General features: G+C 68.4%; 12 protein-coding genes. 9 read left to right on the forward strand and 3 right to left on the reverse strand.

The window, feature by feature from the left end:
• Positions 1–261: 261 nt before the first annotated feature.
• From AC0KUR_RS01050 to AC0KUR_RS01075, 6 genes are all read left to right on the forward strand, one after another.
• Positions 262–1,329, forward strand: coding sequence for an ABC transporter substrate-binding protein (locus AC0KUR_RS01050; protein ID WP_069705064.1), 1,068 nt, complete (start codon positions 262–264; stop codon positions 1,327–1,329).
• Between the two features lie 15 nt (positions 1,330–1,344).
• The gene (locus AC0KUR_RS01055) at positions 1,345–2,187 is read left to right on the forward strand and encodes an ABC transporter permease (RefSeq protein WP_034185870.1); all 843 of its coding nucleotides are present in this window, start codon (positions 1,345–1,347) and stop codon (positions 2,185–2,187) included.
• A 31-nt stretch (positions 2,188–2,218) separates the two neighbouring features.
• Positions 2,219–3,040, forward strand: coding sequence for an ABC transporter permease (locus tag AC0KUR_RS01060; protein ID WP_034185869.1), 822 nt, complete (start codon positions 2,219–2,221; stop codon positions 3,038–3,040).
• A 40-nt stretch (positions 3,041–3,080) separates the two neighbouring features.
• Complete coding sequence (locus AC0KUR_RS01065) at positions 3,081–3,926, forward strand: ABC transporter ATP-binding protein (protein WP_034185868.1); 846 nt, start codon at positions 3,081–3,083, stop codon at positions 3,924–3,926.
• Between the two features lie 143 nt (positions 3,927–4,069).
• Positions 4,070–5,023 (forward strand): TauD/TfdA dioxygenase family protein, encoded by a 954-nt coding sequence (locus tag AC0KUR_RS01070; protein WP_034185867.1) that lies wholly within the window; start codon positions 4,070–4,072, stop codon positions 5,021–5,023.
• Between the two features lie 150 nt (positions 5,024–5,173).
• Positions 5,174–6,121 carry a TauD/TfdA dioxygenase family protein gene (locus AC0KUR_RS01075; RefSeq protein WP_034185866.1) on the forward strand — a complete coding sequence of 316 codons (948 nt, stop codon included), beginning with the start codon at positions 5,174–5,176 and terminating at the stop codon, positions 6,119–6,121.
• 63 nt (positions 6,122–6,184) lie between these two features.
• Here AC0KUR_RS01075 and AC0KUR_RS01080 read toward each other — a convergent pair whose 3' ends face one another.
• Positions 6,185–7,846: an ABC transporter substrate-binding protein gene (locus AC0KUR_RS01080; protein WP_473375214.1), complete on the reverse strand. Its 1,662-nt coding sequence runs from the start codon at positions 7,844–7,846 to the stop codon at positions 6,185–6,187.
• Positions 7,847–8,145: 299 nt separating this feature from the next.
• On the opposite strand from AC0KUR_RS01080, the gene AC0KUR_RS01085 reads away from it, so the two are divergent.
• Together AC0KUR_RS01085 and AC0KUR_RS01090 are read left to right on the forward strand one after the other, a co-directional pair.
• Positions 8,146–8,553, forward strand: a complete 408-nt coding sequence (locus AC0KUR_RS01085) for a DUF427 domain-containing protein (RefSeq protein WP_034185864.1) — start codon at positions 8,146–8,148, stop codon at positions 8,551–8,553.
• A 183-nt stretch (positions 8,554–8,736) separates the two neighbouring features.
• Entirely contained in the window at positions 8,737–9,729 is a 993-nt protein-coding gene (locus AC0KUR_RS01090; RefSeq protein ID WP_034185863.1) for a sulfonate ABC transporter substrate-binding protein, read from the forward strand.
• A gap of 4 nt (positions 9,730–9,733) precedes the next feature.
• Here AC0KUR_RS01090 and AC0KUR_RS01095 read toward each other — a convergent pair whose 3' ends face one another.
• Positions 9,734–10,315 carry a putative glycolipid-binding domain-containing protein gene (locus tag AC0KUR_RS01095; protein ID WP_473375215.1) on the reverse strand — a complete coding sequence of 194 codons (582 nt, stop codon included), beginning with the start codon at positions 10,313–10,315 and terminating at the stop codon, positions 9,734–9,736.
• 195 nt (positions 10,316–10,510) lie between these two features.
• Between AC0KUR_RS01095 and AC0KUR_RS01100 the strand changes: the two genes are divergently transcribed.
• Complete coding sequence (locus AC0KUR_RS01100; RefSeq protein WP_473375216.1) at positions 10,511–11,419, forward strand: LysR family transcriptional regulator; 909 nt, start codon at positions 10,511–10,513, stop codon at positions 11,417–11,419.
• A 26-nt stretch (positions 11,420–11,445) separates the two neighbouring features.
• Here AC0KUR_RS01100 and potE read toward each other — a convergent pair whose 3' ends face one another.
• The gene (gene potE / locus AC0KUR_RS01105) at positions 11,446–12,831 is read right to left on the reverse strand and encodes a putrescine-ornithine antiporter (RefSeq protein WP_034185860.1); all 1,386 of its coding nucleotides are present in this window, start codon (positions 12,829–12,831) and stop codon (positions 11,446–11,448) included.
• Between the last annotated feature and the right edge of the window lie 20 nt (positions 12,832–12,851).

The raw sequence follows: 12,851 nt of genomic DNA on the forward strand, positions 1-12,851 counted from the left end.
TCCCGGCCGGGCACGGCGCGCGTGTCGGCTTCCGGACTTGCGTGCCCCCCTCCGTACGACCGTCGAGTCGGACGACCTCCCCGCCGTCGTGCACGCAGCCGCAACGACTGCGTGCCATGCGCGACATGGTTTCGTCCTGCATCGTCCCGCGATAAGCATAGTTCAAATCGTTTCTTGTCCGCCCCCGTCCCGTCATCGAGAATGATTCGACGGACCGACACGTGTCGCCGCCTCTCCAACGTACTCCTGACCGATCGATTCATGCTCCCACTGCGCCTGCTGCGATCGCTGCTGATCGCGTCCCTCATTACGTTGCCGGCTGCCGCCGCGCATGCCGACAAGCCCACGACCATCCGCATCGGCGTCGCCCAGCAAGGCACCGGCGATCCGCCGACCTTCGGCGGATCGAGCGCCGCCACCGTGCAGTTGCAGCAACTCGTCGAAAAGGAATTCGCCGCCGACGGCATCAAGGTGCAGTGGCTGTTCTTCAAGGGCGCGGGGCCGGCCGTCAACGAGGCGATCGCCAACAAGGCGCTCGACTTCGCGTACCAGGGCGACCTGCCTGCCGTGCTCGCCCGCTCGAACGGGATCAAGACGCACCTGCTGCTCGCGGCCAGCGTGCGCTCGGGCATCAAGATCGCGGTGCCGCCCGACTCGACGATCCGTTCGATCAAGGACCTCAAAGAGCGCCGCGTGTCGATCTTCCGCGGCACCAACCTGCAGCTCGTCGCCGACAACGCGCTCGCGAAGAACGGCCTCGGCGAACGCGACCTGCGCGTGATCAACCTCGATTCCGCCAGCTCGCTCGCCGCGCTCGCGTCGAAAGGCATCGATGCGGCGGTCGGCGACTACCAGCTGTACAAGCTGCGCGACGCGGGGCTCGCGAAGATCATCTACGAATCGCAGAACGACGGCCCGCAGTTGACGCGGCAGACCCACCTGCTCGTGCTCGACGATTTCGAGCGCGCGCACCCGGACATCGTGCAGCGCGTCGTCACCGCGTACGTGAAAGGCGCGCAATGGTCGTCCGACGAGGCGAACCGCGATGCGCTGTTCAAGCTGTGGACGAAAAGCGGCGTGCCGTACACGTCGTGGCAAGCCGACTTTGCGAACCAGCGCCTGAAGGACCGGCTGTCCCCGCTGATCGATCCGTTCGTCATCGCACGCTACAAGGCCGTCGCGCAGGATGCGCTGAACCTGAAGCTGATCCGGCAGCCGGTCGACGTCGACGGCTGGTTCGAGCCGAAGTATCTCGACAACGCGCTGCGCACGCTGAAGCTCGAAAACTACTGGCCACGTTACGACGCCGCCGGCAAACCGCTTTCCTGACCCGGACCTGCGCCGATGAGCGACACCGCGTTTCCCGCCCTGAGATCCGAGCCTCAAGCGCTCGCCGCGCCGCCGCACCGCGCGGCATTCGTGAAGCGGCTCGCATGGCAGCTCGCCCCGTGGGTGCTGCCCGCACTGTTGTTCGTGCTGTGGACCGTCGGCAGCGCGCGCGGCTGGATCGCGCCGCAAATCCTGCCGCCGCCCGAACGCGTGTACGAATCGCTCTCCGACCTCGTGACGAGCGGCGATCTCGCGCGCCACACGCTGATCAGCCTGCAACGCGTGCTGGTCGGCTTCGCGGCCGGCACGCTGCTCGGTTTGTCGATCGGCGTCGCGCTCGGGCTGTCCCGTACGCTGGAAGCTTACGTATTGCCGAGCTTCAACGCGCTCGTGCAGATTCCGGTGCTCGGTTGGTTGCCGTTCCTGCTGCTGCTCGTCGGCGTCGGCGAGCCGCTCAAATACCTGCTGATCGCGCATGCGGCACTCGTCCCCGTCACGCTGAGCACGTTGCAGGGTTTCCGCCAGACACCGCCCGCGCTCGACGAAGTCGCACGCGTGTTCGGCTACACGCGCCGCCAACGCATCGTCCATGTCGTGCTGCCGGCCGCGATCCCGACGCTCGCGACCGGCGTGCGGCTCGCGTTCACGAAGTCGTGGCTCGCGCTCGTCGTCGTCGAGCTCGTCGCCTCGTCGGAAGGGCTCGGCTACCTGATCGTGTACGGGCGCCAACTGTTCCAGCTCGATCTCGTGATGGCGGCCGTGGTCGTGGTCGGCGCGGTCGGCCTGCTGATCAACCGGCTGCTCGACGCGCTCGAGGCGCGCCTGCGCCGCGGCGTGCCGTCCGCGTTTCGCGGTTGAGCCCGCCCGCCCAATCGAAGGAGAGTCACCCGTGCCGCACCCCGCTCCCCCGGCATTCGCGCCGGACGATACGCCGACGCCCGTGCGCCGCCTGCACGCGCCCGACTGGCGCGGCATCGTGCTGCCGCTCGTGGCGATCGCGCTCTGGTGGGCGATCGCTTCCGCGCATCTCGTGAAAAGCGGGCTGCTCGTTAGCCCGTCCGACGTGCTGCGCACCGCATGGGTGCAGGCCACGAGCGGCGCGCTCGGCCGCGCATTGTCCGCATCGCTCGCGCGCGAAGCGTGCGGCTTCGCGATCGGCGCGGCGGGCGGCCTGCTGCTCGGCGCCGCGCTCGGGCTGTCGCGCGTCACCGCACGAATGATCGGCCCGAGCTTCGACACGTTCAAGCAGATCTCGCTGTTCGCATGGATTCCGCTGATTTCCGTCTGGTTCGGCCTGGGCGACGTCGCCAAGGTCGTGTTCCTGTCGCTCGCCGCGCTGCTGCCCGTCGCCGCGCACACGTGCGACGGCATTCACGCGGTGCCGCGCGCGTATGTCGACGTCGCCCGTGCGCTGCGCTACTCGCGGCTCCAGCTCATTCGCCACGTGATCCTGCCGGCCGCGCTGCCGTCGATCTTCACCGGCCTGTATCTCGGCCTGATCTATTCGTGGCTCGCGACGCTCGGCGCCGAATACCTGCTGGTCGCGGGCGCCGGCATCGGCAACACGCTGATCGACGGCAGCGAGCAGTTCCGCATGGATCTCGTGCTGTTCGGGATCATCGTCGTCGGGATCACCGGCTGGGCGCTGAACGCGATCGCGCGGGCGATCGAGCGCAAGGTGCTGGCCCGCCGCGGCGACCTGCCGCGCTGATATTCCGTCCCCTGTCCGTCACCCCTCTCATCGCCCCGCCATGACGACGCTCGCCTCCGATTCGCTCGACATCCTCCATGTGAGCAAGCACTACACACAACGCGGCACGACGCTCGCCGTGCTCGACGACGTCTCGCTGCACGTACGCGCCGGCGAGTTCGTCACGATCGTCGGCGCGAGCGGCTGCGGCAAGTCGACCCTGCTGCGGCTGGTTGCCGGGCTCGACACCGACTATGCCGGCGAGATCCGCGCCGGCGACGAATACGTGCGCGACACGTCGCTGCAGCGCGGGATCGTGTTCCAGGACCACCGGCTGTTCCCGTGGCTGACCGTCGAGCAGAACATTGCCGCCGCGCTGCGCAACGCACCGCTCGACGCGGCCGCGAAGCGGCGCGCGGTCGCGGAACACGTCGCGCTCGTCGGGCTGAACGGCTTCGAGCGCGCCTTCCCGAACCAGTTGTCGGGCGGGATGGCGCAACGCGTCGCGATCGCGCGCGGCCTCGTGAACCGCCCGCGCGTGCTGCTGCTCGACGAGCCGTTCGGCGCGCTCGACGCGCAGACGCGTGCGCGGATGCAGAACGAACTGCTGCGCATCTGGGAACAGGAGCGCATCACGATGATGCTCGTCACGCACGACGTCGACGAAGCCGTCTATCTCGGCGACCGCGTCGTCACGATGGCGCCGCGCCCGGGCCGCATCGAACGCATCGTCGATGTCGCGCTGCCGCGGCCGCGCCGGCGCGATTCGCCGGAATTCGCGCGGTTGCGCGACACCGTGCTCGCCGATTTCGACGAACACGAACCACCGCACCGCGACGGCACGGGCGGCAAGCCCGTCGACACGCCGCGCCCGCACCGGATCGGCGAATGGCGGCTCGCATGGTAACCGCGTGACCCGAACGGATCGCTTGGCAGCGCATATCGTTCATCGCAGCAGGAACACTAAGGTTGTGACGATTCATCGGTTCCGGTTCCGCGCAGTCCCTGCTTGAATGGAGACTCGACCGACCCGACTCCAGGAGACTCACGATGTCCGAAGTCCAGCACGCCGCACAACCGTCTTCGCCTGTTTCGCACGCCGCGCCGCGCACGGCCGCCGTTCCGCTTCAGCTTCGCCAGGTCGCCGGCCGGATCGGCGCCGAAATCTCCGGCGTCCGGCTGTCGGCCACGCTCGACGACGCGACGTTCGATGCGGTCCAGGCCGCGCTGCTGCGCCACAAGGTGCTGTTCTTCCGCGGCCAGCACCATCTCGACGACACGGCGCAGGAAGCGTTCGCGCGCCGTTTCGGCGACACCGTCGCGCACCCGACCGTGCCGTCCGTCGACGGCAGCGCCCATCTGCTCGAACTCGATTCGGCACACGGCGCACGCGCGAATTCGTGGCACACCGACGTGACATTCGTCGATGCGTACCCGAAGATCTCGATCCTGCGCGCGGTCGTGATTCCGCCGTTCGGCGGCGATACCGTCTGGGCCAATACGGCCGCCGCGTACGCGCATCTCCCCGACCCGCTGCGCGCGCTCGCCGACACGCTGTGGGCGCTGCACACCAACGCATACGACTACGCGTCGACGCATGTCCATGCCGACGACACGCAACTGAAGCGCTACCGCGAAGTGTTCACGTCGACCGTCTATGAAACCGAGCACCCGGTCGTGCGCGTGCATCCGGAAACCGGCGAGCGCACGCTCGTGCTCGGCCACTTCGTCCAGCGGCTCAAGGGGCTGTCGTCGCAGGATTCCGCGCACCTGCTGCAGGTATTCCACGAGCACGTGACGCGTCTCGAGAACACCGTGCGCTGGAACTGGCAGGAAGGCGACGTCGCGATCTGGGACAACCGTGCGACGCAGCACTACGCGATCAACGACTACGGCGATGCGCGCCGCGTCGTGCGCCGCGCGACCGTTCACGGCGACGTGCCGGTCGGCATCGACGGCCGCCAGAGCGTCGTGCTGAAAGGGCCGGGCGCCACGCTGCAGTAACGCCCGTCTCCCGCGGCGGCGGCCTGCGCCGCGCGCCGCCGCACCGTTTCCCACCGAAGATCCGATCATGAGCGTCCCGTCACCGCACCGACACTTGCACGCGCAACGATGTCGGCCCTCCGCCCCGTTCACTTCCGTCAGGAGCGTCGCATGAGCGCCCTACTCGAACCCGCCGCCCAGCCGGTCGACGTGATTCCGCTGTCCGCCCATATCGGCGCGGAAATCCGCGGCGTCGACCTCACCCAGCCGTTGACCACGCCGCAGATCGCCGCGATCCGCGCCGCGCTGCTGAAATGGCGCGTCATCTTCTTTCGCGAACAATTCCTCACGCACGAGCAGCACGTCGCGTTCTCCGCGCAGTTCGGCGACCCGACGGTCGGCCACCCGGTATTCGGGCATGTCGACGGCCACCCTGCCGTCTATTCGATCGCGAAACATCGCAAGGCGACCCGCTTCGAAGGCGAACCGGTGCGCCGGCCGTGGACGGGCTGGCACACGGACGTGACGGCCGCCGTGAATCCGCCGTGGGCGTCGATCCTGCGCGGCGTGACGATCCCGCCGTACGGCGGCGACACGCACTGGACGAACCTGGTCCGCGCGTACGAGACGCTGTCCGCGCCGTTGCGCGGCTTCGTCGACGGCTTGCGCGGCATTCACCGCTTCACGCCGCCGGCCGGTGCGCGCGCCACCGGCGCGTTCGACGAGGCCGTCGAACGCCGCCCGCTCGTGACCGAGCATCCGCTCGTGCGCGTGCATCCGGAGACCGGCGAGCGCGCGCTGTACGTCAGCCCGAGCTTCCTGAAATCGATCGTCGGGCTGACGCCGCGCGAGAGCCAGGCGCTGCTCGAACTGCTGTGGGAACACGTGACGCGGCCGGAATTCACGATCCGCTTCAAGTGGGAACCGCGCAGCATCGCGTTCTGGGACAACCGCGCGACCGCGCATCTGGCGCCTGTCGACATCTTCGATCTCGACTTCGACCGGCAGCTCTACCGCACGACGCTGACCGGCGACGTGCCGGTCGGCCCCGACGGCCGGCCGTCGGTCGCGCTCGAAGGCTCGCCGGTCGAAACGGCCGCGGCCGTCGCACTCAACTGACCCGCCGGATTCGACCGTCCGCTTCCGGCACCGGTGCGCTCGCGCGCGCCGGCCGCTTCCCGATCAATCGAGCCACACGCCGTCGAACCGGTGCCCGCCTAGCGGCGAGAACGTCAACCCGTGGACGCGCCGCGAGATCGGCAACGACACGATCGACGTCGCGATCGGCGTGAACGGTACCTGATCCTTGAACACGACCTGCGCCTGCTCGTACAGCGACGTGCGTTTCGCGACATCCGCATTCGAGCGTGCCGCGCTCACGAGCTTTTCGAAATCCTGATTGCACCACTTCGCGAGGTTGCTGCCGTGCACCGCGTCGCAGCCGAGCAGCGTGCCGAGCCAGTTGTCCGGGTCGCCGTTGTCGCCCGACCAGCCGTACAGGATCGCGTCGTGCTGGCCGTCGTGCTTCGCGCGGCGGTTGTATTCGCCCCACTCGTAGCTGACGATCTTCGCGCGCACGCCGATCTTCGCCCAGTCCTGCTGGATCAGCTGCGCCATCAGCTGCGCATTCGGGTTGTACGGGCGCTGCACCGGCATCGCCCACAGCGTCAGGTCGAAACCGTTCGGGAAGCCGGCCTGCGCGAGCAGCGCCTTCGCGGCGGCCGGATCGCGCGGCGCGTCCTTCAGGCGCGGGTTGTACGACCATTGCGCGGGCGGCATCGGGTTCGTCGCGATCGTCGCATCGCCGTTGAACACGGTCTTCACGATCGCCGTCTTGTCGATCGCGATGTCGAGCGCGCGCCGCACGTCGACGCGATCGAGCGGCGGATGCTGAGTGTTGTACGCGACGAAGCCGACGTTGAACCCCACGCCCGAGAACAGCGTCAGCTTCGGGTCGCGCCGCACCGTCTCGAGATCGGCCGGACGCGGGAATGCCGATACCTGGCACTCGCCGGCCACCAGCTTCTGCAGGCGCGCGGCCGGATCGGGCGTGATCGCGAACACGAGGCGCGCGAGCTTCACGTCGTCCGGCTTCCAGTAATCGGGATTCGCGTCGTAGCGGATCAGCGCATCCTTCTGGTACGTGCGCAGCAGGAACGGCCCGGTGCCGACCGGGAACTGGTTGATGTCGGATTCGCGATGGCGCGCGGCAAGCTGCGACGCATATTCGGCCGACAGCACCGACGCGAACGCCATCGCGAGGTTGCGCACGAACACGACATCGGGCGTCTTCAGCGTGAAGCGCACCGTATAGTCGTCGATCTTGTCGATGCGCTCGACGTTATGGTCGAACCCGAGATCGCTGAAATACGGGAAGCTGACCGGGTAGGCCTTGCGGAACGAATCGTCCGGATCGAGCATGCGGCGGAACGTGAATACGACATCGTCGGCCTGGAACGGCCGCGTCGGCTTGAACCATGCGGTCGTCTGGAATTTCACGCCGCGCCGCAAATGGAACGTGATCGTGCGCTGGTCGGGCGAGACGTCCCAGCTCGTCGCGAGCGACGGTTCGATATCGAGCGTGCCGCGCTTGAACTGCACGAGCCCGTTGTAGATCGTGTACGTGCTCGCGTCGAAATCGGTGCTCGTCGTGTGCTGGCCCGGATCGAAGCCGGCCGGGCTGCCTTCGGTGCAGTACACGAGCGTCTTGCCGGTCGGCGCGGCCAGCGCCGGTGTCGCGGCGCCGGCGAGCAACAGCGACGCGGCGATGCAGCGAAGCGCGGCAACGGCATGCGGGACGCCACGCGCACGACGCGTGGCTGACGAAACGTAAGCGTTCTTCATGGTGACGGAAAGAAAGGATGGCTGTCATGCGAATGACGACCGCCGATCTTCGCGCGCCTCCCGCCGATCGCTTACCAATTAATTCGGCGTTGCTTATCGTTGCCGACGCATCCCGCTGCCCGTGCATGAAAACGTCCACGCGAGCGCCGGCGCGCGATCCGGCGGCCTTTCGCGCCGCCGCCTTCCGGCCCCCTGCAGACTTTCCGGAATGAGCGCATCGTATCGGCTGGTTAACGCCGGCACCGGCGCGCCGGGATCCGCCCGGCGCCGCCGCACCGCCGCGTCATGGAGGACCCACGATGTCGATCAGCCCCGATACGCCCGCCCGCCCCGTGAAATCGCCGGGCCCCGATCATCCGATCACGGTCGAACCCCATGCGCGGCGCGTGGTGGTCAAGGTGGCCGGCAAGGTCGTCGCCGATACGCGCCGCGCGCTGGTACTGCGCGAGGCCAGCTACCCGGCCGTGCTCTATCTGCCGCGCGAGGACGCCGACCTGTCGCTGCTGCAACGCACCGACCATGCGACCTATTGCCCGTACAAGGGCGACTGCGCGTACTACTCGATTCCGGCGGGCGGCGAACGCTCGATCAACGCGGTCTGGACCTACGAGCAGCCGTACCCGGCCGTCGAGGCGATTCGCGGGCACCTCGCGTTCTATCCGGACCGGGTCGACGCGATCGAGGAAAGCGCCGCCGGCACCGATTGAACACCGCCGCGCCGCTGATTTGCATATACGCATTCGTTGGTTGGCCACCGGCCGGTGCCGCCGTATCGTCCTGAATCCGGCGCGGGCCGGGCCCGTTGCGTGCATCGCCCGCATCCGGCCCTGCCGTGCGCCGGCCGCGCCGTCCTCGCGCGCGGCCCGTGAACCCGCACGCAGGATGACCCAATGAACGACACCCCGCTCGCAGACATTGAAACGACCCCGGCGAACCCGCGCCGCCGCCGCTGGCTGCACGGCGCGGCCGCCGGTCTGGCCGGGCTCGCGCTCGGCCCGCTCGCGGCCCGGCCCGCGCTCGCCGACGACACCGGCACGCGGCTGCGCATCGGCTTCCAGAAGTACGGCAACTTCGTCGTGCTCAAGGCACGCGGCACGCTCGAGAAGCGTCTGGCGAGCCAGGGCGTCGCCGTGCAATGGCTCGAGTTCCCGGCCGGCCCGCAACTGCTCGAAGGACTGAACGCCGGTGCGATCGACGTCGGCACGGTCGGCGAAACGCCGCCGATCTTCGCGCAGGCGGGCGGCGTCGATTTCGTCTATATCGGCAACGAGCCGCCCGCGCCGCAGGGCGAGGCGATCATCGTGCTGCCCGATTCGCCGATTCGCACCGTCGCGCAACTGCGCGGCAAGAAAGTCGCGTTCAACAAGGGCTCGAACGTCCACTACCTGCTCGTGAAGGCGCTCGAACGCGCGGGCCTCACGTATGCGGACATCCAGCCGATCTACCTGACGCCCGCCGACGCACGTGCCGCGTTCGTGCAGCGCAGTGTCGATGCGTGGGTGATCTGGGATCCGTACTTCGCCGCCGCCGAGCGGCAGCTCGGCGCGCGCGTGGTCGCGAACGGCGACGGGCTCGTGCGCAACACGCAGTACTACCTCGCCGCGCGCAAGTATGCGGCCGCCCACCCGCAGGTGCTGCGCACGCTGCTCGACGAAGTCGACGCGGTCGACCGCTGGGCCCGCGATCACGTGCCCGAGGTCGCCACGCAACTGTCGCCGCTCGTCGGCCTCGACGCGCCGACGCTCGAAATCGCGCTCAAGCGCGCCGGCTACGGCGTGCAGCCCATCACCGATGCGACGGTCGCGTATCAGCAGAACATCGCCGACACGTTCAGCACGCTGAAGCTGATTCCGGGCAAGCTGTCGGTCGCCAGCGCACGCTGACGCGTCACGGCGCGGCCGTGGCGCCGATGCGGCGCCATTCGTCGTAGTCGGTGACGAGGCCCGCGTCGTCGACCGCGATATCGGCCGCATACGTGCCGCTCTCGTAGCGATAGCGCCGCGCTGCCGTGCGCGTGTAGCGCTGCTCGCCGCGCACCAGGTCGACATCCGGAAAGCGCAGCCACGCCGTGCGGATCACGGCCGCTTCGCCGACGGCGAGCGCGAGCCGCCGGATCGGCAGCGTATTGGTCGACGGGCTGAAACCGAGGTCGATATCGGTCGCACCGGCAAGCGCCGGCGCCTCGACGCCGTCGATCGTCCATTGGCCGGCATCGCAGGCAATGTCCCACTGCTGCCGCGTCGTGCCGGCCCAGCGTGTCACGCGGGCCGAGCGCGTGAGCCAGTCGGCGCCGCATGCGATCGCGTAGTCGACGCGAAACGGCGTGCCGTCGACCGCGCCCGACACCGAACCCGACAGGTCGATGCCCGAGTGCGATTCGGCGAGCCGGCACCATTCGCACGCCTGCCACGTCCGCTCGATCTGCCATGCGACGCAGTGCGTGCGTATCGCTTCGGTCGGTTGCGTCATGTCGTGCTCTCCTGTCGGTCGCGCGCAAGAAAGCCGATTTTCGCTCACGACGCCGCCGAACGCACGCGGCTTCGGCACCGGCCGCCCTCTTGCCGATAGTCACTATCGGCGCCACGCACACCGCCGCACCGCCGCTGCTTTGGTACCATCCGTCGATCGGCAGGAATCGAACCGGAAGACAAAAGGCGCGACTTCATGGATTTGTTGGCGACGATGCGCATCTACGTCAGGGTCGTGGAGCGCGGCACGATGTCCGGCGCGGCGCGGGATCTCGACATGGGCCAGCCGGCCGTCAGCGAACGCATCGAAAAACTCGAAAAGCATCTCGGCACGCGGCTGCTGATGCGCAGTGCACGCACCCTCGCCTGCACGGAGGAAGGCCGCCTCTTCTACGAACGCAGCAAGGCGCTGCTCGAAGCGGCCGAAATGGCGGTCGCATCGGTATCGAAGACGGAAAACGCGCTCGACGGCACGATCCGGCTCGCGGCGCCGCAATGCTTCGGCGAGGTCGTGATGCCGGGTGTGCTGATGCAGATTCGCACCGCCTATCCGAAGCTGCATATCGACCTGGTGCTGAACGACGAAATCGTCGATCCGGTCACCGAGGGCGTCGATATTTCGATCCGGGTCGGCCAGCTGGGCGACGGCGGGTTCGTCGCGTACGCGCTCGGCGCGGTCGGCCGCGAGCTCGTCGCCGCGCCGTCGTATCTGGACCGGCACGGCCCGATCGAAACGAAGGCCGATCTCGCGCACCACCCGTTCATCCGCGTGAAAGGCGTGTTCGCGAACGAACAGGTGCCGCTGCAGTGTGACGGCAGCGCGGTCGAATACGCGCGGATCCGGACGGTCATGACCACGAGCCACTGGCGCCCGATGTTCGACACGATCGCGGCGGGCGGCGGCATCGGCGTGGTCCAGCAGCCGGCGTGCGCCGACGCGCTCGCGCACGGCCGGCTGGTCCGGCTCCTGCCGCAATACGCCGTTCCCGACTTCGCGCTCAACGTGCTCGTGCACGCGCAGCGGCCGCTGCCGCCGCGCGTGCGCGCGGTCGTCGACCTGCTGAAGCAGGCACTCCCGCCGCGGCTCACGCAGCACCACCGGTAGCCGTCACCGGCCGCCGGCGGCCGCGCTCACGCCTGCAGCGACTTCCCCGGCTCCTTCACGTGCGCGTCGACCTCCATCTGGTAGAAGCGCGCGCTGACGAAACCGAACAGCGTCCAGCCCAGGAACACGCACAGGCCGCCGAGCATCAGCGCCTGCTCGCCCGAGCTGAACAGCGCATAGAAGCTGTACGCGGTGGCGACCATCGCGATCACGTTCGTCACCAGCGCCTTGCCGGGCGGCACCTTCGCGACCTTCTGGATGGTGATCAGCGCGGCCATCGACATCACGTAGGGCACGAGGTTCGTCACGACCGCGAGATCGACGATCTTCTGGAACTGGCTGCTCAGTTCCGGGCTGATCGTCATCAGCGCCAGCACGACCTGCGCGACGAGCAGGATCACCATGCCGACGATCGGCGTGCCCGTGCGCGTCGCCTTCGCGAACACCGGCAGGAAGTAGCCGACGTCCGCCGAGCTCTTGAACACCTGCGCGACCGTGAACTGCCAGCCGAGCAGCGAGCCGATGCACGCGATCACCATCAGCGCGGTGACGATCGTGCCGACGGTCGGCGTGAACATCGTCGCGAAGGCGATGCCGAACGGCGCGTTCGACTTCGCGAGGATCGCGTTGGGCACGATGCCCGCGATCACGTTGGTCGACACGATGTAGAAGATCGCCGACGCAATCGTGCCGCCGAGCACGGCGATCGGCACGTTGCGCTCCGGATTCTCGACGGCGTCCGAGTTCGCGCACGCCGATTCGAGCCCGAGGAAAGCCCACAGCGTCACCGCGATCGAGCTGCCGACGGCCGGCCCGAACGGCAGGTTGCCCGGGTTCCATGCCGCGCCCCAGGTCGCGCCGCTGAACCAGAACCAGCCGATCAGCGACACGACGACGACCGGAATGATCACGCCCCACACGGTCACCGAGCCGATCCGGCCGGTGATGCGCGAGCCGCCGAAGTTCGCGACCGTCGTGAGCACGAGCAGGAAGATCGTCCACAGGCCCGTCTGCAGTGGCGACAGCGTCGCATCGAACAGCACGGTGCCGTAGCCGACCGCCGTGACGCCGATCGCGACGTTGGCGATCACGAGCGACAGCCCGTACGTGTAGTTCGCCATGTAGTTGCCGGCCTTGCCGAACGCGTACTCCGCGTAGCCGCCCATCCCGCCCGGCTTGCGGCTCAGCATCCCGCAGCGCGCGAACGCGTAGGCCAGCGCGAGCGAGCCGCCGGCCGTGACGATCCACGACAGCAGCGAGATCGTGCCGACCTGCGCGAGCTTCGACGGCAGCAGGATGATGCCGGAGCCCATCATGTTGACCGCCGTGAGAATGGTCAGCTGCCAGACGTTCATCCGGTTCTTCTGCACGGCCGCCGGGGCCGCGTCGGTCATGCGCGCTGCGTTTTCCATGATGTCGATCCTTCGATGTG

The sequence above is a fragment of the Burkholderia sp. YHN3-13 genome, assembly GCF_055810675.1.